This is a genomic window from Variovorax sp. V213 (genome assembly GCF_041154455.1).
Classification (GTDB): domain Bacteria; phylum Pseudomonadota; class Gammaproteobacteria; order Burkholderiales; family Burkholderiaceae_C; genus Variovorax.
On sequence record NZ_AP028664.1, the window covers coordinates 1,260,156 to 1,284,198 of the forward strand.

General features: G+C 66.2%; 21 protein-coding genes, 1 tRNA gene and 1 pseudogene. 9 read left to right on the forward strand and 14 right to left on the reverse strand.

The features are described 5' to 3' along the window. Positions 1-3 precede the first annotated feature (3 nt). Together ACAM55_RS06140 and ACAM55_RS06145 are read right to left on the reverse strand one after the other, a co-directional pair. The gene (locus ACAM55_RS06140; RefSeq protein ID WP_369655157.1) at positions 4-474 is read right to left on the reverse strand and encodes an N-acetyltransferase family protein; all 471 of its coding nucleotides are present in this window, start codon (positions 472-474) and stop codon (positions 4-6) included. A gap of 67 nt (positions 475-541) precedes the next feature. After that, the gene (locus tag ACAM55_RS06145; RefSeq protein ID WP_369655158.1) at positions 542-1,561 is read right to left on the reverse strand and encodes a LysR family transcriptional regulator; all 1,020 of its coding nucleotides are present in this window, start codon (positions 1,559-1,561) and stop codon (positions 542-544) included. 89 nt (positions 1,562-1,650) lie between these two features. Between ACAM55_RS06145 and ACAM55_RS06150 the strand changes: the two genes are divergently transcribed. Then, on the forward strand, positions 1,651-2,877 hold the full coding sequence (locus ACAM55_RS06150; protein WP_369655159.1) for an acetate/propionate family kinase: 1,227 nt from the start codon (positions 1,651-1,653) through the stop codon (positions 2,875-2,877). A gap of 30 nt (positions 2,878-2,907) precedes the next feature. On the opposite strand, the gene ACAM55_RS06155 is transcribed toward ACAM55_RS06150, so the two are convergent. Then, positions 2,908-4,401, reverse strand: a complete 1,494-nt coding sequence (locus ACAM55_RS06155) for an MFS transporter (protein ID WP_369655160.1) — start codon at positions 4,399-4,401, stop codon at positions 2,908-2,910. Between the two features lie 87 nt (positions 4,402-4,488). Here ACAM55_RS06155 and ACAM55_RS06160 point away from each other — a divergent pair, with 87 nt between their 5' ends. After that, positions 4,489-5,457, forward strand: a complete 969-nt coding sequence (locus ACAM55_RS06160) for a LysR family transcriptional regulator (RefSeq protein WP_369655161.1) — start codon at positions 4,489-4,491, stop codon at positions 5,455-5,457. 58 nt (positions 5,458-5,515) lie between these two features. Here ACAM55_RS06160 and ACAM55_RS06165 read toward each other — a convergent pair. From ACAM55_RS06165 to ACAM55_RS06175, 3 genes and pseudogenes are all read right to left on the reverse strand, one after another. Beyond that, positions 5,516-6,444 (reverse strand): annotated as a pseudogene (locus ACAM55_RS06165) (SMP-30/gluconolactonase/LRE family protein). Between the two features lie 3 nt (positions 6,445-6,447). Continuing rightward, positions 6,448-9,450 (reverse strand): transglycosylase domain-containing protein, encoded by a 3,003-nt coding sequence (locus tag ACAM55_RS06170; RefSeq protein WP_369655162.1) that lies wholly within the window; start codon positions 9,448-9,450, stop codon positions 6,448-6,450. Positions 9,451-9,657: 207 nt separating this feature from the next. Beyond that, positions 9,658-10,059 carry a hypothetical protein gene (locus ACAM55_RS06175; RefSeq protein WP_369655163.1) on the reverse strand — a complete coding sequence of 134 codons (402 nt, stop codon included), beginning with the start codon at positions 10,057-10,059 and terminating at the stop codon, positions 9,658-9,660. A gap of 18 nt (positions 10,060-10,077) precedes the next feature. Between ACAM55_RS06175 and ACAM55_RS06180 the strand changes: the two genes are divergently transcribed. Continuing rightward, the gene (locus ACAM55_RS06180; RefSeq protein WP_369655164.1) at positions 10,078-10,215 is read left to right on the forward strand and encodes a hypothetical protein; all 138 of its coding nucleotides are present in this window, start codon (positions 10,078-10,080) and stop codon (positions 10,213-10,215) included. Between the two features lie 519 nt (positions 10,216-10,734). Here the strand turns inward: ACAM55_RS06180 and ACAM55_RS06185 are convergent. The 7 genes from ACAM55_RS06185 to ACAM55_RS06215 form a co-directional block, all read right to left on the reverse strand. Then, positions 10,735-10,810 (reverse strand) — tRNA-Thr (locus tag ACAM55_RS06185). A 25-nt stretch (positions 10,811-10,835) separates the two neighbouring features. Then, positions 10,836-11,846 (reverse strand): class 1 fructose-bisphosphatase, encoded by a 1,011-nt coding sequence (locus ACAM55_RS06190; protein WP_369655165.1) that lies wholly within the window; start codon positions 11,844-11,846, stop codon positions 10,836-10,838. Positions 11,847-11,898: 52 nt separating this feature from the next. Continuing rightward, complete coding sequence (locus tag ACAM55_RS06195) at positions 11,899-12,741, reverse strand: hypothetical protein (RefSeq protein ID WP_369655166.1); 843 nt, start codon at positions 12,739-12,741, stop codon at positions 11,899-11,901. Continuing rightward, positions 12,722-15,418, reverse strand: a complete 2,697-nt coding sequence (gene pepN / locus ACAM55_RS06200; RefSeq protein ID WP_369655167.1) for an aminopeptidase N — start codon at positions 15,416-15,418, stop codon at positions 12,722-12,724. The genes ACAM55_RS06195 and pepN overlap by 20 nt, the downstream gene beginning before the upstream one ends. Next, positions 15,402-16,091: an HAD family hydrolase gene (locus tag ACAM55_RS06205; RefSeq protein WP_369655168.1), complete on the reverse strand. Its 690-nt coding sequence runs from the start codon at positions 16,089-16,091 to the stop codon at positions 15,402-15,404. The genes pepN and ACAM55_RS06205 overlap by 17 nt, the downstream gene beginning before the upstream one ends. Before the next feature lie 3 nt (positions 16,092-16,094). Next, positions 16,095-17,199, reverse strand: a protein-coding gene (gene prfB / locus ACAM55_RS06210) for a peptide chain release factor 2 (RefSeq protein ID WP_369655169.1) whose coding sequence is annotated in 2 segments (ribosomal slippage) — positions 16,095-17,117 and positions 17,119-17,199 — 1,104 coding nt in all. Because the reading frame shifts where the segments join, the coding sequence is not laid out codon by codon here. 204 nt (positions 17,200-17,403) lie between these two features. Continuing rightward, positions 17,404-18,216: a MetQ/NlpA family ABC transporter substrate-binding protein gene (locus ACAM55_RS06215; protein WP_369655170.1), complete on the reverse strand. Its 813-nt coding sequence runs from the start codon at positions 18,214-18,216 to the stop codon at positions 17,404-17,406. Between the two features lie 236 nt (positions 18,217-18,452). Here ACAM55_RS06215 and ACAM55_RS06220 point away from each other — a divergent pair, with 236 nt between their 5' ends. The 4 genes from ACAM55_RS06220 to ACAM55_RS06235 are packed head-to-tail and all read left to right on the forward strand — an operon-like array spanning position 18,453 to position 21,205. Beyond that, on the forward strand, positions 18,453-19,322 hold the full coding sequence (locus tag ACAM55_RS06220) for a methionine ABC transporter ATP-binding protein (RefSeq protein ID WP_369655171.1): 870 nt from the start codon (positions 18,453-18,455) through the stop codon (positions 19,320-19,322). After that, positions 19,315-19,977, forward strand: coding sequence for a methionine ABC transporter permease (locus tag ACAM55_RS06225; protein ID WP_055803217.1), 663 nt, complete (start codon positions 19,315-19,317; stop codon positions 19,975-19,977). The genes ACAM55_RS06220 and ACAM55_RS06225 overlap by 8 nt, the downstream gene beginning before the upstream one ends. 29 nt (positions 19,978-20,006) lie before the next feature. After that, on the forward strand, positions 20,007-20,828 hold the full coding sequence (locus ACAM55_RS06230) for a MetQ/NlpA family ABC transporter substrate-binding protein (RefSeq protein WP_369655172.1): 822 nt from the start codon (positions 20,007-20,009) through the stop codon (positions 20,826-20,828). A 20-nt stretch (positions 20,829-20,848) separates the two neighbouring features. Next, positions 20,849-21,205 carry a hypothetical protein gene (locus ACAM55_RS06235; RefSeq protein ID WP_369655173.1) on the forward strand — a complete coding sequence of 119 codons (357 nt, stop codon included), beginning with the start codon at positions 20,849-20,851 and terminating at the stop codon, positions 21,203-21,205. A gap of 45 nt (positions 21,206-21,250) precedes the next feature. On the opposite strand, the gene ACAM55_RS06240 is transcribed toward ACAM55_RS06235, so the two are convergent. Next, positions 21,251-22,150 carry a LysR family transcriptional regulator gene (locus ACAM55_RS06240; RefSeq protein WP_369655174.1) on the reverse strand — a complete coding sequence of 300 codons (900 nt, stop codon included), beginning with the start codon at positions 22,148-22,150 and terminating at the stop codon, positions 21,251-21,253. A 129-nt stretch (positions 22,151-22,279) separates the two neighbouring features. Between ACAM55_RS06240 and ACAM55_RS06245 the strand changes: the two genes are divergently transcribed. Next, positions 22,280-23,290, forward strand: a complete 1,011-nt coding sequence (locus tag ACAM55_RS06245) for an aldo/keto reductase (protein WP_369655175.1) — start codon at positions 22,280-22,282, stop codon at positions 23,288-23,290. 44 nt (positions 23,291-23,334) lie between these two features. Then, positions 23,335-24,042, forward strand: a complete 708-nt coding sequence (locus ACAM55_RS06250) for an aspartate/glutamate racemase family protein (protein WP_369655176.1) — start codon at positions 23,335-23,337, stop codon at positions 24,040-24,042. Position 24,043: the final 1 nt, after the last annotated feature.

Here is a 24,043-nt window from a genome sequence, read left to right on the forward strand (position 1 = left end):
CGATCAGACGAAGGTGCCGTACACGATGAATCCGTCGTGGCTGGCAACTTTGTCGTAGAGCCTGCGCCCGGCCGTGTTGGTGACGTGCGTCTGCCAGTACAGGCGGTGCGCGCCCACGCCCTTCACGTGCGCGCACACACCCTCGATCAACTGGCGCCCCACGCCCCGTCCCCGCTCCGAAGGCAGCGTGAACAGGTCCTGCAGGTAGCAGTTCGGCTCGATGCGCGTCGTGCTTCGATGAAACAGGTAGTGCGTCAGGCCCACCAGTTGGCCGTCGCGCTCGGCCACCAGCGCATGCACCGGTTCATAGGCATCGAAGAAGCGCTGCCAGGTGGCCTGCGTGATCTCGTCGGGCAGCGCGGTGGGGCCCTCGCGCTTGTAGAAGGCGTTGTAGCCGTCCCACAGCGGCTTCCATGCCGCGTAGTCGTCCCGCGTCGGAGGGCGAATCAGGAGAGAAGGAGAAGAGGTCGTCATGCGTCGGTTGCGTGCACGTTTGAAAACATGCGATTGCAACACGGCACGGCCTTGCCATGGCCAATCATCATGATTGGCGCAGCAGCTTTTCCGTTCGATCTGCCGGTGCTGCCGGTGCGGTGGCTTGCGCGATGTCTGGTGCCCTGGAACGAGTGCACGCAGAGGCTTGCACGCGCGGCAGCGGTGGGAACACTGGCGGTTCGCCGGCCGGCCCCATCGACTGCTCCAGAAAGTCGAGCATCGTGCGCATGGCCGCGCTGTTGTGGCGGCGCTGCGAGTAGGCCGCATACAGCCAGTGGTCGTGCGGCATGTGCTCGCGCAGCACCGGCACCAGCGCACCGCGCTCCAGGTGCGACTGCGCCAGCGGCTCCGGCACATACGCCACCCCCGCGCCGCGCAGCGCCAGCTCGATGAGCGCGACCGCGTCGTTGGCCTCCATGCGGCTGTGCACCGGCACGTCGACGGCCTTGCCGTCGGTCTCGAAGGGCAGGTGGGTGGTGGGCTTGGCCGAATAGCTCAGCACGTCGTGGCGTGCCAGGTCTTCGGGCTCCCTGGGAATGCCGCGCCGGGCCCAGTAGGTGGGGCTTGCGCAGACCACCATGTCGAACGGCACCAGCCGGCGCACGATCAGGTTCATGTCGTCGATGCGCCCGCCCGTCAGGTGAATGTCGATGCCTTCCTCGATCAGGTCGATCTCGCTGTTGGTGAACACCAGGCTCACGTAGACGTCGGGATAGAGCTTGATGAACTCGGCGATCACGTCGGAGAGCCAGCCCGCGATCAGCCCGTGCGGCGCGCTCATGCGCAGGCGTCCGCGCGGATGCGAGGCATGGGCCTGCAGGTCGTTCAGCGTGGCCTCCGCCATGTTCACGAGTTCGGCGCTCCGGTCGAGCAGCACCTGGCCGGCATCCGTGAGGCTCAGCGAACGCGTGGAGCGGTTGAGCAGGCGCACCCCGCTGCGCTCTTCCAGTTCGGCTACGTAGCGGCTGACGGTGGCTTTCGACATGCCGAGCGAGATGGCTGCGCGGGAGAAGCTGCGCCGGAACGCCACTTCGCGGAATGTTTTGATGAGATCGAGGCCGTCCATGGTGTCTGCATTGTTCCAGTTTCCCGGAACGGACCGCGGCCCTGGGGCTATGAAGGGTTATCGCAAGCCGATGCGGATTAAAGTAGGCCATGGCCGATTCGCTGCTGCTCACGCTGAACGCCGGGTCGTCGTCGATCAAGGTGGCGCTGTTCGATGCGGACGGCACCGACGACGGCGGCGCGCTGCCCGCTGCCCGATGGTCGGGCGAGGCCGATGGCCTGAGCGCGGGGCTCGAGGCAAGGCTGCGGGTGCGCGATGCGGAAGGCCGCACGCTGCACGATGCCGCCCTGGAAGGCGACCAGCGTTCGCACCAAGGGGCGCTTGCCGCGCTGCTCGACTGGCATGCGCGGCAGGGCGGCGGCGGCCGCATCGCCGCGGTCGGGCATCGCATCGTGCATGGCGGCGTGAACTTCGTGGAGCCGGTGCGCGCCGATGAAGCGGTGTTGAACGAGCTGACCGCGCTGGAGCCGCTGGCGCCGCTGCACCAGCCGCACAACCTCGCGGGCGTGCGCGCCGCGATGCAGGCCTTTGGCAGCGTGCCACAGGTGCTGTGCTTCGACACCGCGTTTCATGCGGTGCAGCCCGACGTGAACCGCCGCTTTGCGCTGCCGCGCAATCTGCACGACGCGGGCGTGCAGCGCTACGGCTTTCATGGCCTGTCCTACGAATCGATCGTGGCGCAGTTCGCGCAACTGGCGCCGCAACTCGCGCAGCAACGCGTGATCGTCGCGCATCTTGGCAACGGCGCTTCGATGTGCGCCATGGCGCAGGGCCGGTCGGTCGCGACGACGATGAGCTTTTCTCCGCTCGACGGCCTTACCATGGGCACGCGCTGCGGGCATCTGGATGCGGCTGTGGTGCTGTACCTGATGCGCTCGCGCGGCATGTCGGCCGACGCGGTCGAGAAGCTGTTGTTCCGCGAGTCCGGCCTGCTGGGGCTTTCAGGCGTGTCCAGCGACATGCGCGAGCTCGAAGCCTCCAAGTTGCCCGCCGCGGCGGAAGCCGTCACGCATTTCGCCGAGCAGGTGGTGCAGCACATGGGCAGCCTTGCCGCGGCGCTGCGTGGTGTCGATGCCATCGTGTTCACCGGCGGCATTGGCGAGAACGCCGCCTCTCTGCGCGAACGCATTCTCAGGGAGTGCGGCTGGCTTGGTATCGATGTCGATGCGGGCGCCGACGCTGCCGGTGGCACGAGGCTGACCACGCTGCAAAGCCGTGTCAGCGCATGGGTGTTCAAGACCGACGAAGAGGCGGTGATTGCGCGGCACACGGCGCGCGTGTTGCGCAATCAGGGTGGGCATCCGGCGCATCGATGAGCTGCTCTGAGCGCGCGATCGCGGATTGCTTTACGACGTCGGTTCGAGAAGGCCATCCTTCGCAGGCCCTTCGTGCGGCCGTGTCTTCACCAGCCAGCCCGAAGCGACCAACGCAAGCAGCGCGGCCACCGCGGCGCAGCCGAATACGGATTGCAGCCCGTGGCCCAGCGCCGCCGTGACAGCATCCGCTGCTCCACGGTGTGCCAAGGCACCCGCCGTGGCCAGCTCTTGCTTGACCAAGTGCGTGAGCAGCGCAGCCAGCAGCGCCACACCCGCCGCACCGCCAAGGCTGCGCAGCATGATGGGTGCCGCCGTGGCGATGCCCATGTGCTGCGCAGGCGACACGCGCTGCGCCACCACGGTGACGATGGGAAAGAGCAGCCCAAGCCCGAGTCCCAGCGGCAGCAGCCCGGCCGATAGCGCCAGGGGTTCGCCGGGAAGCCAGTGCAGCGCACACACGATCAGGCCAAAGGACAACAACATCAGTGCACAGGCCGTCCGCGCCATCGAGACGGCGGGCTTTTGTGCGCGCAGCAGCTTGCCGCTGGTCACGGCCGCCACTGTGATGCCTGCCATCAAGGGCAGCAAGTGCCAGGCAGAACCCGTGGGCGACAGGTGCAGGCCGATCTGCAGATATTGCGGCAGGAACACCACGGCGGCGTAGAGTGCAACGCCGCTGGCCATCCCGATGAAGCTGACCGCCGCATAGGCCGGGCGGGCGAACAGCGACAGCGGCAGCAATGGGTGTGCGGCGCGATGCTGCCGCCAGACGAAAGCCAGCGTGAACGCGGCCCCCACAGCCAACAGCAGCCACAGCGAAACGCGCTCGGGCAGATCGAGGTGGCCGTGCTGGGTGGCGAGCAACAACAAAACGAGAGCGGCCGTGAGGAGCACTGCGCCGAGCCAGTCGATGCGCGCGCGCTGCCGGCCTTCCGAAGCCGATGCGTGCGCCGGCGTCGGCTTCGATGGCAGGGTCGATGCCAGCACGCCCCAGGCCAGCGCGGCCGGTGGAACGTTCATCCAGAAAGCCCAATGCCACGACAGGTGCTCCACCAGTGCGCCACCCAACAGCGGACCGAACATGGTGGACACACCGTATGCCGCGCCGAGCAGCGCCTGGTAGCGGCCACGCTGGTCGGGTGCGAACAGGTCGGGAACGGTCAGCATGGTGAGCGTCATCAGGCCGCCGCCACCTGCGCCTTGCAGGGCGCGCGCAAGCACCAGCTGCTGCACATCCTGGCTCGCCCCGCAGGCCAGCGAACCCGCCAGGAACAAGCCGATGGCCAACAGCAGCATCGGCTTCTTGCCCAGCACATCGGCCAGGCGCCCGTACAACGCAATGACCACCGTGGCTGCCAGCAGATAGGCCGAGAACACCCACGCGAGCGGCCAGCCCCCGGTGAGCTCGCGTGAAATGACGGGCAGCGCGGTGGACAGGATGGTCTGGTCGAGCGCCGCGAGGATGAGCGTCAGCACGAGCATGGCGAATGGCAGCAGGGGCGAAGAAGTGCGTAAAGCTTTCATGGAACCGTTTCGATCATGGCAAGGGGCGCCAGTGTCGGGAGCGGCAATGATTTTGTACAGTGCAATGTATTGAACATATGATTTCGTATGGCGAACACATACGACCTCAACCTGTTGACCGCGCTCGATGCGCTGCTGTCCACCGGCAGCGTGACGGCCGCCGCGGCGCGTATGCACCTGAGCACGCCCGCCATGAGCCACACCCTGGCGCGCATCCGCGAGTCGTTCGGCGATCCGATCCTCGTGCGCGCCGGTCGCAAGCTTGTGCCCACGCCGCGCGCCCTTGCGTTGGCAGAGCCTGTGCGCGCCTTGCTCGCACAGGCACAGGCGTTGCGCGCACCCGCGGACGCGGAAAGCCTGGCTACCCTGCGGCGCCGCTTTGTCGTGCGGGCACCCGAGGGCATTGCGGTGGTGTTCGGGGCCAGCCTGTCGCAGGCGCTGGAGGTCGAAATGCCGCTGGCCTCGCTCCAGTTCCTGCCCGAAACCCACGCGGACCCCGGCGCATTGCGCGAAGGGCGCATCGACCTGGACGTGGGGAGCTTTCGGGGCACCGATCCCGAAACCGAAACCCAGGTGCTGTCCGAACAGACACTGGTGGGCGCGGTACGCGCCGGGCATTCGCTGCTCAAGGGGCTGAAGAAAACGCCCATGACGGCAGGGCGGTATGCAGCCGCGCGCCACGTCGGTGTCACGCCGCGCCAAGGCGAGCCCTCGCCGGTGGACACGGCCCTGGCCCACTTGGGCTTGCAGCGCCAGGTGGCGTTGCTCGTGCCGAGCACCTTCTCGGCGCTGATCGCCGCCTCGCGTACCGAACTCGTGGCCAGTGTTCCCGAACGCACCGCACGGGGCATGGCCGCTTCGCTCGGCCTGGCGGTTTTCGAGCTGCCAGTTGCGGCGCAGTCCGAACCCCTGCGGATGGCCTGGCACCCGCGTCACCGCGCCGACCCGGCGCATCAGTGGTTGCGCGAGCGCATCCGGCGGGTGCTCAATGACCGGCAATGGATCGTGCCTTCGGTCGCGTCGCTGACGGGGAGTGCGAAGAAGGGCGTGGTGTGAAGCGGCGCGGCCGATGCATCGCCGTGGCCGGACGACGCATGCGGGCCCACGTGCGGCTTCAGGCCTGGAAGTTCAACCGAAGCCCCGGCGTCGGCCAATCGTCGATGGCAACCAGCCGGCCGCTGCCCGACAACGTGATGTAGGCCGTGCGCATGTCGCGCCCGCCAAAGCAGATGTTGGTGGTGTAGCGGTCGGGCAGCGGCACGTGCTCGCAGCTGCTGCCGCCGGGCGCGACGATGGTGATGCCGCCGTGCAGCAGCGTGGCCACGCACAGGTTGCCCAGCGCATCGGCCGCCATCGAGTCGAAGCGCTGGTAGTGCCCGCCCGGCGATGCGCACAGCATGCGGCCGCCGTGCGGTGAAGGCCAGCCCTCCTTGCGCACGCGCCCCGGCGCGGTGATGTCGAAGGCCCAGAGCCGTGCGCCTTCGGTCTCGGCGTAGTAGAGCGTGCGGCCGTCGGGCGACAGCGCGATGCCGTTCGGCGTCATCACCGCCGCGCAATGGCATGCGCGCCGCTGCCGTCGCTGTGGCCGTAGAACACGCCGCCGCGGTCCATGTCGCGCTCGCGGGTCTTGCCCAGGTCGGTGAAGTAGAAGCCGCCTTGCGCGTCGAACACGATGTCGTTGGGCCCGCACAGCGCACCGCCGTCGGCCATGTCGTAGAACCGTTCGGCGCGGCCCGTGGTCAGGTTCACGCGCTCGATGCGCCCGCCCGAATAGTCATCGGCCTGGCCCACCGGCCGATGGCAGCCGTCGGCCTCGGTGTGCCAGCGAAAGCCGCCGTTGTTGCACACGTACACCGCGCCGTCGGGGCCCAGGGCTGCGCCGTTCGGCCCGCCGCCCAGGTCGGCCACCACCTGCACCAGGCCGTCGTGCCGCACGCGCGTGAGCGTGCCGCGGGCAATTTCGACCAGCAGCACGGAGCCGTCGTCCATGGCAACGGGCCCTTCGGGAAACTGCAGGCCGGTGGCGAGTTCGCGAATCTGCATCAATCAATCGCCACCGCACGCCCCGCGATCGAGCACCGGCAGCAGCTGCGGCCCCAGCGACTTCAGCAACTGGGTGGGCAGTGCGCTCGTGAAGCGGTAGCGCGCGGCATAGGGCTCGCCCACGTAGGCCATGATGGTGCCGAAGTAGCGGTCGCCGATCATGAAGACGAAAGTGGCCGAGCGGCTGATCTTGCGCTCCGCGCCCGTGCGTCCGCCGCGGCCGTTGTGCCCGTAGCGATGGTCGCCCGTTCCGGTCTTGCCGCCGATCTCGATGATGCGGCCGTTGGCGTCCACCAGCGAGCCCTTCAGGCGCCGTGCCGTGCCGTCTTGCACCACCTCGAAGAGCGCGCGGCGCACCGTCGAGGCCACCTCGGCGGGTAGCACCTGTTCGACGCTGGCGTTGCGTTGCTCCAGGCGTGTTTCGTAGGGCGTTTCGCGCGCAAAGTGCAGCGCGCCCACACGCTGCGTCGGCCGCCGTTCGCCGTTGTTGGCGATGATGCCCATCAGTTCGGCCAGGGCCGCCGGCCGGTCGCCCGAGGCGCCAATGGCGCTTGCGTAAGACGGCGTCAGCGATTCGAACGGATACCCCACGCGCTGCCACGAGCGATGGATCTGCGCGAACGCGTCGAGCTCGACCAGCTCGCGCAGGCGCTTGTCCTGCGCGCTCTTGTGGCGCGTCTTGAAGAGCCAGGCGTACACCTCCTGGCGCTCGCTCGCGCTCGCGTTCAGCACGTCGGTCAGCGTGGCGCCAGGGTGCTGCCGAAGGTAGCCGACCAGCCACAGTTCGAGCGGATGTACGCGCGCGACGTAGCCGCGATCGGCAAGCGACAAGCCGGAGTAGGTGGTGCGCAGCGCCCGCAAAGCGCGCGGCGAAGGGGCGCCGCGGCCCAGCCGCTGCACAAGCAGCTCGTCGAGCCGTGCTTCGCTGGCATCGGGCTCGATGGTGAACAGCGCGCTCGCAAGGCGTGGCGCCGATGGCTTGAGGCCGCGCAGCAGCAGTGCCTCGGCGTCGGCGGCCGGCAGGCGCTGGTACTTGCGGTAGAAGCGGATCAGGAAGGCCGAGCCCTCGCGGTCGGCAAAGCGCGCGAGCAGTTCGCGCCGGCGCGGGTCGGCAGGGTCCTGCAGCATGCTCTCGGCGTCCGAGGCGCCGCCGAACATGCGGTGCCGCACCAGGTCGCGCATCAGGCGAATGAACACCAGGTTGACCGAATGCTTGAAGCCCTCGCGCACCGTCATCGATTCGCTGTTGCGCGAGCGCTCGAAATTCTCGAACTGGTGCAGGCCGCCACCGGTGAAGAAGACCTCGCCCGGGTCCGCCGAATACTTTCGCTCCATGGCCGCTTCGAGCATTGGCGTGAGACGGCGATCCTTGGCGCGCAACAGGTACTGCCGCGCCCACTCGCCCAGCGGGTCGCGCGGGCTCGGCTTCAGCGCCGACAAATCGGCCGTACTCAGCTCGCCCCAGCGGCCGTGCAGCTCGGCCACCAGCTCGAGGTAGCTCACCAGCGTGCGCAGCTTGGCGGTCGAGCCAAGGTCCAGCCGTGCGCCCTGGTTCACGTCGAAGGGCTGGTCGATGTTGTCCGCCTGCACGCGCAGCAGATTGGCCTGGGCGCCGCGCTCGAACAGCGTGAAGCTGTAGATCAGCGGGGCCGGGTTCGCACCCGCATCGAGCAGGTGGGAGCCGTACAACCCCGCCGTCTTGGCCGCGGCGGGCGTGCGCAGGCTGGTCAGCACCCGCGCTGCCAAGGCCTGTGCTTCACCGTCCAGGCTGGTCTCGGCCTCCAGGTCGAGGCGTTCCAGGTCGTAGGCACGCGGCACGTCGAGCAAGGTGGAAATGTGGGTGCGCAACGCGGTCGCGGCCTTGCGCTGCACAAAGTCCGGCCGGGGCGTGCCCGGCAGTGGAGGCCGCAGGCGCAAGGGCACGGCGAGCGCCGCATCGCGCAGCACGGGCGAAATCAAGCCCGCCTCCGCCATCAGCCGCAGGTAGCTGTCGGTCAGCCGCGCCAGGCCCGTGCCGTCGCTCAGCAGGTGCTGCGACGGGCGGCGCTGCGCAATCATCAGCGAAAGGGCCTGCTTGAAGGCCTCCGCCTGGCGCTGGAGCGCTTCGGGCGTGGGCGCGGCCCCTTCTGCGTTGTCGACCAGCAGGCGGTTCACTTCGCTGAAGTCGCGTCCGTACCAGGTCCACAGGCCGTCGCCCAGGCCGTGCACCTCGCCCATGCCCGGGCGTGCGGCCAGCGGCACGGTGTCGAGGTAGTCGACCACGATCTGGCGGCGCCGCGCCAGCGTGTCGTCGCCGTCCTGGTAGGCCCGCACAGAGGCCGACGCCATCTGGCGCAGCTTTTCGCGGACCGACACCGTGCGGCCGTGCGGCGAATGGCGGTACTTCTCGATCTGGGTGGCCAGCGTGCTGCCGCCCGTCGCCGACCCCCCCGGGTTGAACACCCGCAGCGCCTGCTCGGCCGCGGCCTTGGCAAAGCGTTCCGGGTCGAGGGCGGGGTTGCGCTGCGCCGGCTCCGCGTCGAGCAGGTGACGGTCTTCCACGAACAGCAAGGCGCTGACCAGGAGCGGCGGCACCTCTTCGAAGCGCTCGTACGCACGCATGGGCACCCGCGTGTGCAGCAGCGCCGTATTGCGGCAGTCGCGCACGGTCAGGCCGGCCTGGTTTTTCTCGCGATACGGGATAAAAAGCCCGCGCTCCTGAAGCTCGATCAGCCGGGGCGACATGCGCGCCTGGCGGGTGATGACGTAGCCTTCTGGCTGCAGGCGCTGGATGAAGTCGGGCAGATCGTGGTAGCCCATCCGCTCGTCGTACGGCCCGGTGTGGGGAAAGCGGATGGCATTGCTGGCACCCGCCTCGACGGTGTAGCCGGCACCTTTGGCAAAGTCGCGCCACAGGCCCGATTGCCATCGGGAAGTCTTCAGCTCGTTAATGAGCGCAAATGCGGCAAGCGCACCCAGCACGGCGAGCCCGCCGCTGATCCAGAAGACCTTTTTGAACCTTGTCATGCTGCCTCACACAGTCTGAACCGGGGGTCCGTCCATGGAGATGATGCGCTTTCCGCGGCCACTTGGCTTGTCCGCGTGGCGGTCTTGTATGCCGGGAGAACTACCTATGGCGGATCATTGCTGCATTGGCATACAAGGTGTAGTTCTTTTGTTTCCATTGGAAACGAAGCTGGTACTTCCTCAGCCCACCGCCTCAGCGCTGGAGGATCACGACGCTGGGGCTTGTGGCGTCGGCTCGCTGATGTTCCGAAAGGCGACCGTGCCGGCAAAGCGGGGAACCAACGCAAACGATATCAACGGTCCGTCTCGAAGACACGCCAGAGTCGAGGAAGTCGGCACCTTGTAATCAACTTCCATGTGGGGGCCAAAAAGCCAGACGTTGGTGATGACCGGCTTGAAGCACCACTTGCCGATACCGAGCGAAACGCCGACCAGCATCGACGACTGAAAGTCGTACTCCGGAAATGCCGGCTCGGACAAGACAATTCCAACAGGAAAGACTGCAAACGGCGCCGCCGCCCAAGCTGCTTGAAGTTCTGCGCGGGTACGGATGACGTACTCGCCTTGCGCGTACGGACGAAACTGGACCAATGTCTCGTCGGAAAACATCACAGGGACTGGCACTGCATGGTCGCCGCCACCGCCACCGCCGCCGCCGCATCCATTCAGACCTGCGACGGCAAGAAGGAGTACGCCGAAAAAAGCAACTCTCATTGCCGCGAGGCGTGTGATTGCGAACCGCGTTTGTCTCTTGCAGGGTTTTGACATGAGGCCCACCCATCTGCATGGCGTAGTGACAGAGCTACGCCGCCAGCATATGACCGCAATTGGGCAGGGTGTTGATCTTCCTCAAGCGCCGTGCAATGTGCATGGCTGCGCGGCAGTCAGTTTCATGAGTCCGCCTTCACTCCGCACCAAGCCATCCGTGGTCCTTGGAGCTCATGGCATTCTGCTCTGAGGCTCGTTCCGCGCGAAACGAGCATGGGACTCAAGGTCCCCCATCGAAAGGTGTGCCGGTTAGATTCCGGCCCCGGGCATTTCAGACCGCCGCGCACGCGAAACTGCTCGTTGCCGAGTCAACGTGAGTCTTTCACGAATGCTTTGAATGCCGCAGCGACCTCAACGTCCCGCGGGCGACCCGGACATGTTCACGCTGCCGGAAAGAGGCGCATATTTTTGGCGCCACCGGCCCGCGGAATGCGTACTTGCCTACAGGTCACCCACAAGCACCCAGAAACCAAAAAATCCCGCTATCTTCTGGATAGCGGGATTTTTTACTGCGATTGGTGCCGGAGAGATGAATCGAACACCCGACCTTCTCATTACGAATGAGCTGCTCTACCGACTGAGCTACACCGGCTAAGCCCGCGATTATAGCAAGACCTTCAGGCCTTTTCGGTGTGGTACTTGGTCAAACGCTCGACTTCGTTACGCGAACCCAACATCACGCTCACGCGCTCGTGCAGTTTGGTGGGCTGCAGGTCGAGGATGCGCTGCTTGCCGTTGGTGGCGGCGCCGCCGGCCTGCTCGACGAGCCAGCTCATGGGGTTGGCCTCGTACATCAGGCGCAGCTTGCCGGCCTTTTCGGGCTCGCGCTTGTCCCACGGGTACATGAAGACGCCGCCGCGCATCAGGATGCGGTGCACGTCGGCCACCATGCTGGCAATCCACCGCATGTTGAAGTCCTTGCCGCGCGGGCCGTCCTTGCCGGCCAGGCACTCTTCGATGTAGCGCTTCATGGGCTCGTCCCAATGGCGCATGTTGCTCATGTTGACGGCAAATTCCTTCGTATCGGCCGGAATCTGGATGTCTTCCTGCGTGAGCACGAAGCTGCCTTGCTCGCGGTCGAGCGTGAACATGGCCACGCCGTTGCCCACGGTGAGCACCAGGGTGGTCTGCGGGCCGTAGATGCAATAGCCTGCGGCCACCTGCTGGGTGCCGGGCTGCAGAAAGTCGGCTTCCTGCACGCCGGGGTGGTCGTCGGGCTTCTTCAGCACGCTGAAGATGGTGCCAATGCTCACGTTCACGTCGATGTTGCTGCTGCCGTCGAGCGGGTCGAACATGAGCAGGTATTCGCCCTGCGGGTAGCGGTTGGGCACCACGTAGATGCTGTCCATTTCCTCGCTGGCCATGGCCGCGAGGTGGCCGCCCCATTCGTTGGCTTCAATGAGCACTTCGTTGGCGATGATGTCCAGCTTCTTCTGGATCTCGCCCTGCACGTTCTCGCTCTCGGCCGTGCCCAGAACGCCGCCCAGCGCGCCCTTGTTGACGGCCTGGCTGATGCTCTTGCAGGCGCGGGCCACCACTTCGAGCAGCAGGCGCAGCTGGCCTGGAATGAGGCCGTCGGCGCGCTGCTTTTCGACGAGGTAGCGGGTGAGGGAGATCTTCTGGGTCATACGGTTCTGCTTCCTGGATGGGGTTCGGTTGCGATGTCGTGGTTGGCCGGGGTCAGTCGGCGTTGTCTTCGGGCCAGGGGGCGCCGAGGTCGTAGGCGATGCGCGTTGCAACGTCGGTGGTCGCCTTGGCGAGCCCTTCGTGCAGCAGCTTGCCCTGGTTTGCCAGCCAAAGCGCGCGGCGGGTGCTGCGCTGGGTGTTGGCGTCCTTGCCGCGCAACTCCTGCTTCAGCGAAGGTCCGACGAGGTCCGAGAGGCTCACGGTCGAGCGGTACGAATACTCATGCCAGAGCGTTCGCTTGTCGGGGGAGCTGATGCGTACGTTGGCGCGCACCACGGCTTCATCCTCGTCGTCGGAAACGTTGGCCCAGCCTTCGACCACGGTCTGGGCACTGTCGGGGTTCAGCGGGCTGCCCCTGAACATGCTGGTGGCGGGCTCGCGGTAAGTGGCGCCCTGGTAGTGGGGGCTGGTGCGCAATGCCTTTTCGAGGCGGGTGCTGAGCTGCGGTGCCAGCTCGTAGTTGCCCACCACCGCCAGGTAGAGGGCCGATCGCGACTGGATCTCCTGCTGGACCGAGGCCTGGTAGCTCTGGTTGGCCGCGCCCGTCGCGCCGCCGAGGGCCATGGCTCCGATGATGCCCACGCCGGGAATCGCCGACATGCCGGCACCGATGACGCGCATGCGCTTGGAGCCAGCGTCGGGGTCGCTTTCCACCTCGACGCCGATTCCGGGCACGACCACCTGCACGGTCGACCCGGGCAGGGTGGCCAGTTGCGAGGTCTTGATCCAGGGCTGTCGCGAGCTGCTGCCGCCCGCGCAGCCGGCCAGCGCCACGCAAAGCATCAGCAACGCCAGCGCAGGCCGCACCGGTTGTCGTTCAGTTGCCGGCCAGCGCACGCGTCACTACCTCATGCGTGTCCTTGCTCAGGTCGGGCTTGGCGGCCACGCGGGCAATGGCTTCGCGCGCGGCGCTGCGGTACGGTTCGGCCAGCTTGCTCCAGCGGTCGAGCGCCCGGGCAAGGCGGGCGGCCACCTGGGGGTTGATGGCGTCCAGCTCTATGACGCGCTCGCTCCAGTACACATAGCCAGCCGCGTCGGGGCGATGGAATGCTCCGGGGTTGGCGCTGCAATAGCTGAAGATCACGCTGCGGGCGCGGTTGGGGTTCTTGATGGAGAAATCCGGGTGCTTCATCAGCTGCTTCACCAGCGGCAGGATGTCGCCGCCGCGGTCGGGCGCGCCGGCCTGCAGCGAGAACCACTTGTCGATGACCAGCGCTTCATCCTTGAAGATGGCGTGGAAGCGCGCGAGCGCCTGCGCGGCCAGGGTGTGGCCCGACGACACCAGCGCGTTGAGCGCGTTGAAGCGGTCGGTCATGTTGCCCGCGTCCTTGAAGCGCTGCAGCGTCTTGCCGGGCCACACGGTGTCGCCCGATGAGCGCGCCGCCAGGCACAAGAAGTTGAGCGCCATGCCGGCCAGCGCGCGGCGGCCCGACGAGGTCGGGTCGGGGCTGTAGGCGCCGGTGTCGTGGTTTTCTTCGTAGACCTGTTGCCAATCAGAGAAGAGGGCGGTGGCCAGCTGGGCGCGCATGGCTTCGCGCACCAGGTGCACGCGCTGCGGATCGACCACGTCGAGCTGCTCGGCAATGTAGGTTTCCGACGGCAGCGTGAGCACCAGCTCCTTGAAGGCGGCGTCGAGCTTGGGGTTGCGCAGCACGCTGCGCATGGCTTCAAGGTAGGCGTCGTTCAGCACCGGGGTGGTGTCGGTCGCAAGCGCCCCAATGCCCTGCAGCGCGGCGCGCAGGCCCAGGCGCTGGCCGGCTTCCCAGCGGTTGAACGGGTCGGGGTCGTTGGCCAGCAGGGTGAGCAGCTGGGCGTCGGTGTATTCAAAGTCGAGGATCACTGGCGCGCTGAAGCCGCGCAAGATCGACGGCACGGGCTCGGCGTCCAGGCCCACAAAGGTGATCTGCTCGCCGGCGCGCGAAAGCACCAGCGTGCGCGTGCCGTGCGTGATCTGCTCTTCGCCCTCGATCTGCATCGGCAGTTCGCGCCCGCTGGTATCGAGCAGGCCAATGTTCAGCGGAATGACGAAGGGTTCCTTGGTCGGCTGGCCCGGAGTGGGCTGGCAGCTTTGCACGATGCTGAGGGTGTAGCTGCGGTTCTGCGCGTCGTACACGCCGTGGGCGGCAAGGCGCGGAGTGCCGGCCTGGCTGTACCAGCGCTTGAACTGCGGCAGCAGGCGGGCCAGCTCCGAATCGGGGTTGGCGTCGGCAATGGCTTGCGCAAAGTCGTCGCAGGTCACGGCCTGGCCATCGTGGCGTTCGAAGTAAAGGGTGATGCCCTTTTCAAAGCCCTTGCGGCCGACCAGCGTCTGCATCATGCGGACCACCTCGGCACCCTTTTCATAGATGGTGACGGTGTAGAAGTTGCTGATCTCGATGTAGCTGTCGGGCCGCACCGGGTGGGCCATGGGGCCGGCGTCTTCGGGGAACTGCGCGGTGCGCAGCACGCGCACGTCTTCGATGCGCTTCACGGCGCGGGCCGAGGCGTCGGCGCACAAATCCTGGCTGAACTCCTGGTCGCGGAAGACGGTGAGGCCTTCTTTCAGCGACAGCTGGAACCAGTCGCGGCAGGTGACGCGGTCGCCGCTCCAGTTGTGAAAGTATTCATGGCCGACCACGCTTTCGATGTTGCTGTAGTCGGCATCGGTGGCGGTGGCCTGGTTGGCCAGAACGTACTTCGTGTTGAAGATGTTCAGGCCCTTGTTTTCCATGGCGCCCATGTTGAAGTCGCTGGTGGCCACGATCATGAAGCGGTCCAGGTCCAGCGGCAGGCCAAAGCGCACTTCGTCCCACAGCACGGAGTTGACCAGCGAGTTCATCGCGTGCTCGGTCTTGTCGAGGTCGCCGGCGCGCACGTACACCTGCAGCAAGTGCTCCTTGCCGTTGCGCGCGGTGATGCGCTGCTCGCGCGCCACCAGCTTGCCGGCCACCAGCGCGAACAGGTAGCAGGGCTTCCTGAAGGGGTCGACCCACTTGGCAAAGTGGCGGCCTTCGGGCAGCTCGCCTTGCTCGACCAGGTTGCCGTTCGACAGCAGCACCGGATACGCGGCCTTGTTGGCGCGCAGCGTCACGGTGTACATCGCCATCACGTCGGGGCGATCGAGAAAATACGTGATGCGGCGGAAGCCTTCGGCCTCGCACTGCGTGAAGAAGGTGTCTTCGCTCACGAACAGGCCCATCAGCTTGGTGTTCTTGATGGGGCAGCAGGTCGTGAAAATCTCGAGCTCGAAGGCATCGGGCAACCCATCGATCACGAGCTGGTCGCCTTCCATGCGGAAAGAGGCGCCCTGGCCGTTGACCAGCACGCGCGCCAGGTTCAGCTCGTCGCCGTCCAGGCGCAGGGGCTGGGCCGGCGCGTCGGGGTTGCGGCGCAGTTGCATGCGGTTGAGCACGCGGGTCTTGGCGGGGTCCAGGTCGAAGGTCAGGTCGACGGTGTCGATCCAGAAAGCCGGAGCGGCATAGTCTTCGCGGCGAATGGCAATCGGTTGCCCTTGGGCGTCACGCTGCAGCAGCATCGAGTGTCTCCAGAAAGTTCGAATGGGCGAGTTCGTCGTAGTCGCGAACCGCGGCAATCACATGGGGGCCGGCAAGCTCGGCGGCGGAATGGGTGCTGCACACGGCCACGGCACGCATGCCGCCGCGCCGCGCGGCCTCGATGCCGAAGGGCGCATCTTCAAAGACGATGCAGCGCTCGGGCGCCACGCCAATGCGGCGTGCGGCCTCCAGAAAAATCTCGGGCGTGGGCTTGCCGGCAAAGCCTTCGTCGCCGCCCACAATGGCCAGCGGCAGCGGGTCCATCTTCAGGCGCGACATCGCAAATTCGATGTTGTGCCTGTCGCCCGCCGTGCCCACGGCCACCTTCAGGCCACGCGCCACGGCGGCCTTGGCAAAGGCCGTGAAGCCCGCCACTTCGGTGAAGTTGTCGTGAAAGAGGGCACGGTAGATTTCTTCTTTCTCGTGCACCATGACGCGGCACTCTTCGTCGGAAAGCTCGCGCTCGAACAGCTCGCGCATGCACTCGGTGCCGGTGCGGCCCGTGGTGCGCGCAAGAATGCCGGTCACGTCCAGCTTGAGGCCGTGGCGCGCCACGAATTCCACCCACGATCGCGCATGCCAGGGCATGGAATCGATCATGGTGCCGTCCATGTCGAAGATGAAGGCTTCGACCTTGTCGTGGGTCAGGGTCATCGATTACACGCCTTGCTTCAGCGAGGCTTCGATGAACACGTCCAGGTCGCCGTCGAGCACCTTCTGCGTGGCCGACACTTCGACGTTGGTGCGCAGGTCCTTGATGCGGCTGTTGTCCAGCACGTAGCTGCGAATCTGGTGGCCCCAGCCCACGTCGGTCTTGCTGTCCTCGAGCTTTTGCTGTTCTTCCTGGCGCTTGCGCATCTCGTGGTCGTACAGGCGTGAACGCAGGCGCTTCCACGCCACGTCGCGATTGCTGTGCTGGCTGCGGCCGTCCTGGCACTGCACCACGATGCCGGTCGGGATGTGCGTCAGTCGCACAGCCGAGTCGGTCTTGTTGATGTGCTGCCCGCCTGCGCCCGATGCGCGAAAGGTGTCGGTGCGCACGTCGGACGGGTTGATCTCGATCTCGATGGAGTCGTCGATTTCCGGGTACACAAAGATCGAGGCAAAGCTGGTGTGGCGCCCGCCCGACGAATCGAACGGCGACTTGCGCACCAGGCGGTGCACGCCGGTCTCGGTGCGCAAGAGGCCAAAGGCGTAGTCGCCTTCCACCTTGATGGTCGCGCCCTTGATGCCGGCGGTGTCGCCCGGGGTTTCGTCTTCGATCTGCGTCTTGAAGCCCTTGCGCTCGGCGTACTTCAGGTACTGGCGCAGCAGCATGCTGGCCCAGTCGCAGGCCTCGGTGCCGCCGGCGCCGGCCTGGATGTCGACAAAGGCGTTGAGCGGATCGGCCGGGTTGTTGAACATCCGGCGGAATTCGAGCTGCTTGATGTCGGCTTCGAGCGCGGCGGCGTCATCGGCAATGGACTGCAAGCCGTCCATGTCGCCTTCTTCCTTCGACATCTCGTACAGCTCGGTGTTGTCCGACAGGCCGCTGGTGAGGCGGTCGAGCGTCACGACCACGTCGTCGAGCGATTTCTTCTCGCGGCCCAGCTCCTGGGCCTTCTTGAGGTCGTTCCAGACGTTGGGATCTTCGAGCGATGCGTTGACCGTCCTCAGACGTTCGGATTTGGCATCGTAGTCAAAGATACCTCCGTAAATCGGCCGTGCGGGCGCTCAGGTCCGCAAGAGTTGCACCGATTTGGTTGATTTGTTCTGCGTCCATGGGGTGTCCTGACTGTGTTCGGGGGAAACCGGACATTTTCTCATGGACCGATGACCCGCCCAGGAAGGCCCCTGTATTGCTCCTTCCCCCTCTGGGGGAAGGCTGGGATGGGGGCGGCTCCCGTGTTTGGCAGCGGCCTTTGTTTTATGCGCCGCGTGCCCCCCGCCCCGGCCCTCCCCCGGGAGGGGAGGGAGGAAGGTAAAGTCAGAAGGCGGGGACCAGCGAGCCTTTGAATTGTGTTTCGATGAAGCTCTTCACCTCCGGCGACTGGTAAGCCGCCACCAGGCGCTTGGCCCAGGGCTTGTCCTTGTCGGCGCGGCGCACGGCAATCAGGTTGGCATACGGGCTCTTGGCCGATTCCTTGATGACCGCGTCCTTGTTGAGCGAAAGGCCGGCCTTCTCGGCGTAGTCGTTGTTGATGGAGGCAATGGTCAGGTCATCCAGCGAGCGCGGCAGTTGCGCGGCATCGAGCGCGACCAGCTTCAGCTTCTTGGGGTTGCTCACCACGTCGAGCGGGGTGGCGGTGTTGTTCTTCACGGCTTCGGGCTTCAGGGTGATGAGGCCGGCCGACTGCAACAGCAACAGGGCGCGGTTGCCGTTCGACGGATCGTTCTGGATACCGACCGATGCGCCCTCGGGCAACTGGTCGATCGACTTGATCTTGCGCGAATAGAAGCCCAGCGGCGCGGTGATGGTCAGGCCCACGGGCACGATGTCGAAGCCGCGCGCCTTGTTCTGGTTGTCCAGAAAGGGCTGGTGCTGGAAGGCGTTGGCATCCAGGTCGCCCGAGGCCAGCGCAGCGTTGGGCAACTGGTAGTCGTTGAATACCACGACCTGGATGTTCAGGCCGTCCTTGGCGGCGACCTTCTTGACCACTTCGAAGATCTGTTCGCCGTTCCCGACAGAGACGCCGACCTTGAGTGTGTTCTTGTCCTGGGCCAGGGCGGTGCTGCCGGTGAAAAGGGCGGCAGCCAGCGTGGCGAGGGCGAGGGTGCGGCGGCGGAAAGTGGTGTGCATGGTGCGCGAAATCACAAAAAAAGAAGGCGCGAATGTGGCATTGCCGCCGGCATTTGGGAACGAACCAATGCGCATATCGATATGGCGTTCGCGGCGCACGCTCCCAAAGTCTTATGCGTTTTCATGCATAAGCAAGCGCCGATTTGTTCGTTCTCTTTTGCCGCCTTTGTTTTCATACTCGGCACCTTTTTGCGAACTCCGCGACCGCGCTTTCACGCGGGCCGCGCTTCTTTCCCATGACCTACCCTTCGCCTGATGCAGCCCGCGGCAACGCGGCGCCGGTCATCCGTCTTCAATCGGTGCAGAAATCCTTCGCCTTGCCGAATGGCGAGGTGTTCGACGCCGTGCAGTCGCTTTCGCTCGACATCCACCAGGGCGACGTGTTCGGCCTGATCGGCAAGAGCGGCGCGGGCAAGTCGACCCTGCTGCGCCTCATCAACCTGCTGGAGCGGCCCGATGCGGGCAAGGTCTTCGTCGGCGGGCGCGACCTCACCACGCTCTCTCGCCGCGAGCTGCGCGACACGCGCCAGAACATCGGCATGATCTTCCAGCAGTTCAACCTGCTACAGAACGCCACGGTGTTCGAGAACGTGGCCTTCCCGTTGAAGATCCACGGCCGGCATTCGCGCAACGAGATCGACGCACGGGTGCGCGAATGCCTGGCCCTCGTGGGCCTGGCCGAGAAGATCGACACCTACCCGGCGCAGCTTTCGGGCGGGCAGAAACAGCGTGTGGCCATTGCGCGCGCGCTGGCGCCGCGGCCGCAGGTGCTGCTGTGCGACGAGCCCACCTCGGCGCTCGACACCGAAACCACGCGCGCGCTGCTCGAAACGCTGCGCGACATCAACCAGAAGATCGGCGTGACCATCGTCATCGTCACGCACGAACTCCCGGTGGTCGAGGTGCTGTGCCGCAACGTGGCCATCCTCGAGAAGGGCCGGCTGGTCGAACAGTTCGCGGTCGATGCGCCGAGCGAAGAGCGCAAGACGGCACTGGGCCGCGAGATCGATGAACTGGTGCGCCGCCGCGAACGCGAGGCGCGCGAACCCGTCGAGCCCCGCCCGCCGTCATTGCAGCGCAGGCCGCAGGAGGTGGCCTATGTTTGAGAACATCGCCCCCATCCTCCCCGAGCTCTGGACCGCCACCGGCCAGACCTTCCTGATGCTGGCCATCGGCCTCTCGGCCGCGGTGCTCATCGGCGGGCCGCTGGGCATTTTGCTGTTCCTCCTGGGGCCGGGCCAGTCGCTCGAAAACAAGCCGGCGTTCCTGGTGCTCAACTGGATCGTGAACACCGTGCGCTCGTTTCCCTTCATCATTTTGCTGGTGGCGCTGGTGCCGTTCACGCGCGTGATTGCGGGCACCTCCATCGGCCCGCTGGCGGCTGCGGTGCCGCTGTCGTTCGCGGCCATTCCGTACTTTGCGCGGCTGGTCGACCAGTGCCTGCGCGAAGTGCCACGCGGCGTGATCGAGGCGGCGCACGCCATGGGCGCGTCGGAGCTGCAGATCGTCTGGCGCGTGCTGGTGGTGGAGGCGCGCTCGGGCCTGGTGCTGGCGCTCACGGTGCTGGCGGTGAGCTTTCTCTCCTACTCGGCCATTGCCGGCGTGGTAGGCGGCGGCGGCATCGGCGACCTGGCCATCCGCTACGGCTACTACCGCTTCCAGACCGACGTGATGGTGCTCACCGTGGCGCTGCTCGTGGTGCTGGTACAGATCCTGCAATTCGTGGGCAACACCACGGCGCGCAGGCTGGACAAGCGTTGAATTTTTGTTCCCTTCTCTTTTTTTATCTCATGAAAACCGCACTGCTGCGCCGCTCCGTCCTTGCCCTGTCCCTGGTTGCCCTCTCGTTCGGCGGGCTTTCGCTGGCAGGGGCCCAGGAAGCCAAGAAGAATCTCGTCATCGGCGGCACCGCCGGCTCCAACATCGACCAGCTCAAGGCAGGCATCGTGCCCATCCTCGAGAAAAAGGGCTACAAGGTGAAGCTGGTCGAGTTCAACGACTACGTGCAGCCCAACCTCGCGCTCGCGCAGGGCTCGCTCGACGCCAACTTTTTCCAGCATCAGGTCTATCTGAAGAAGTTCTCGGCCGACCAGAAGCTCGACCTGGCCGAACTGGTGCAAGGCCCCATCGCGCCGCTGGGCGTGTACTCCACCAAGCGCAAGACCCTGGCCGAGGTGAAAGAGGGCGACCGCTTCACGCTCCCCAACGACCCGAGCAACCTGGCCCGTGCGCTGGTGCTGCTGGAGCAGAACAAGCTCATCACCATCAAGCCCGGCGTCGATCCGCTGCGCGCGTCCGAAAAAGACGTGGCCGAGAACCCGAAGAAGCTCAAGTTCATTCCACTTGAGGCCGCGCAGCTGCCGCGCTCGCTGGGCGACACCGAATACGCCATCGTCAACGGCAACTTCGCGATCTCGTCGGGCCTGAAGCTCACCGAGGCCGTGGCGCTGGAGAAGACGCCCGACCACTACCTCAATGTGGTGGCCGTGAAGAGCGCCGACAAGAACACTGCCTGGGCCAAGGACATTGTGGAGGCCTACCATTCGAAGGACTTCAAGGCCGTGGTCGACAGCAAGTTCCAGGGCTATGCCAAGCCCAGCTTCCTGCAATAACTCTCAACCAAAGGACGCCCATGCCCGTGCTCGCTCTTTTCGACGCCGAAGGAAACTGGCGCGACACGCATGTGTGCGACGGCTGGATCAACGAGCACCTGGCTCGGCAGGGGGTGGCCTGGGGGCGCGAAGCCGCGCCGCAAGGGCAGCAGGTGCTCGACCGCGCGGCGCTTGTCTACCTGCCCACGCAAGACGGCTATCTGGGCCTGCTGTTCGAAGCCGGGGAATGGGTGGCGCTGCCGGCCGACAAGCCGCACTTCTTCGATGCCGGCGAGGCGGAGTCGTTCGATGGATTGCCCGCCGCACTGCCGCTGTTCGAGGCCTTCGTCGAACAAGTGCTGTCCCTCACGGGCAACGACGCCGACGACGACGCGTGAGTGCATGAGTGATGGCGCGGCCCTTGGCCGCCCGCCGTTTGCGCCTCAGTGTTTCGCCTCGTTCTTGAGAAAGTCGACGAAGGCCCGCAGCGGCGCCGGCATGTGCGTGCGGCTCGGGTAGTAGAGAAACGGGCCCGAAAAACTCTGCCACCAATCCTCCAGCACCGGCACCAGCGCACCGCTGTCGAGCGAGGGCCGCAGGTATTCGTCGAAGGTGTAGATGAGGCCCAGGCCCGACTCGGCCGCATGCAGTTCGAGATCGATCATCGACGCCACCAGCGGCCCGCTCGGCGTGATGCGGACGGTCTTGCCCTTGCGCACAAAGCCCCAGGCCGCGAGCACGCCGCTCGGAAAGCGGTGTCCGATGCAGGCGTGCTGCAGCAGGTCGGTCGGGTGCCTGGGCGTGCCATGCGCCGCCAGGTAGCGCGGTGACGCGGCGGCCACGAAGCGCTGCACGCGCGGGCCGAGCGGCACTGCAATCATGTCTCGCGCGATGCTCTCGTCGTAGCGAATGCCGGCGTCGAAGCCGGCTGCGAGCACATCAATGAAAGTGTCGTTGGTCGTCACCTCCAGCGTGATGCCGGGGTGTGCGGCCAGGAAGCGGCTGGCCAGTGGCGGCAGCACGCGCTGCGTCACGATGGTCGGCACGTTGAGCCGCAGCGTGCCGGTGGGGCTGTCGCGAAAGCTGTTGAGTGTGTCGAGCGCGCCCGAGATGTCGTCGAGCGCCGGCGCGATACGCTCCAGCAGCCGCTGGCCGGCCTCGGTGGGCGTCACGCTGCGCGTGGTGCGGTTCAAAAGCCGCACGCCCAGCTGCGCCTCGAGCCGGCGCATGGCTTCGCTGAGCGAGGAGGGCGACACACCGCGCAGCGCGGCGGCACCGCGAAAGCTGCGTGCCCGCGTCACTGCCACGAAGGCGCCGAGGTCCGAAAGATCGGGGTCGGTCATGAAAGCCGATTGTGCGGTTTTTTGCACAGCTCGTGCGGTGATGGGTGGATTATCGAACGGGCCGCTTGCTTCCAGACTACCGCCATGCCGCTTGCAACCGCATGCGGACCTCAACGAAAGGAAGCTGCAATGAACACACGTCAACTCGGGGCCACGGGCCCGCAGGTCTCCGCCATCGGCCTCGGCTGCATGGGCATGTCGGCGCTGTACGGCCCGACGGACCGCACCGAAAGCATCGCCACCATCCACGCCGCCATGGACGCGGGCATCACGCTGCTCGACACCGGCGACTTCTACGGCAGCGGCCACAACGAAATGCTGATCGGCGAAGCGCTCAAGGGCCTCAAGGGCTCGCAGCGCGACGCGGCCCTGGTCAGCGTGAAATTCGGTGCGCTGCGCGATCCGGCTGGCGGCTGGAGCGGCTACGACGCGCGGCCCGAAGCGGTGAAGAACTTTTTGGTCTATTCGCTGCAACGGCTCGGCGTGGACCACATCGACATCTACCGCCCGGCGCGGCTCGACCCGAACGTGCCGATCGAAGACACCGTGGGCGCCATTGCCGACATGGTGAAGGCCGGCTACGTGCGGCACATCGGGCTCTCGGAAGTGGGCTCGCACACCATTCGCAAGGCGGCGGCCGTGCACCCGATTGCCGACCTGCAGATCGAATATTCGCTGATCTCGCGCGGCATCGAGGATGACATTCTTGCGACCTGCCGAGAGCTCGGCATCGGCATCACGGCGTATGGCGTGCTGTCGCGCGGGCTGATCAGCGGACACTGGAAGAAAGAGGGCGCGGGCGCAACGGATTTCCGCACGCACAGCCCGCGCTTTCAGGGCGAGAACGTCGAGCGCAACCTGGCGCTGGTCGATGCGCTGCGCCAGATCGCGAACGCCAAGGGCGTGACGGTCGCGCAGATTGCCATTGCCTGGGTGGCGGCGCAGGGCGAAGATATCGTGCCGCTGGTGGGCGCGCGGCAGCGCACGCGCCTGCAGGAAGCGCTGGGCTCGCTCGGCGTTGCCTTGAGCGCGGACGATCTCGCAGCCATCGAACGCGCAGTGCCGAAGGGCGCCGCGGCCGGCGAGCGCTACGCCGCCGCGCAGATGGCCCATCTGGACAGCGAGGCGAGCCACGCCTGAGCGGTCAGGCGGGCATGGTGGCATTCTTTTTTGTAGGATGCGCCATGACCCAGCACATCGGAATCGTCGGATGCTCCGCCGAAGGCGCGGCGCTCTGCTACCAGACCATCTGCGTGGAGGGCGCCCAACTGCTGGGCCCGCATGCGCACCCCGAAGTCTCGATGCACACGCCCTCGCTCGCGGATTACATGGCGCACATCTACCGCAACGACTGGCGCGGCGTGGGCGAAGTGATGCTCGCTTCGGCCCACAAGCTCGCGAAGATCGGCGCGAGCTTTCTGGTCTGCCCCGACAACACCATTCACCAGGCGCTGCCCTTCATCGAGGGACGCTCGCCGCTGCCGTGGCTGCACATCGCGCAGTGCGTGGCCGACGAAGCCGCGCAGCGCGGTTTCCGGCGCCTGGCCATCACCGGCACACGCTGGCTGGTCGAGAGCGAGGTCTATCCCGAGAAGCTCTCGGCCAAGGGGCTCGAATACGTTCGGCCCACCATGGAAGAGCGCGAAGAGATCAACCGCATCATCATGGAAGAGCTGGTCTGCGGTGTCTTCACGCCGGATGCCGTCACGGCGTTCCGCCGCGTCATCCAGCGCATGAAGGACGAGGACGGCTGCGATGCGGTCGTGCTCGGCTGCACCGAGATTCCGCTCATCATGAACGACGTGAACTCGCCGCTGCCGACGCTCGATTCGACGCGGCTCCTGGCGCGCGCGGCACTGCGGCGCACGGTGCAGGGCCGCGCCAGGGGCTGAC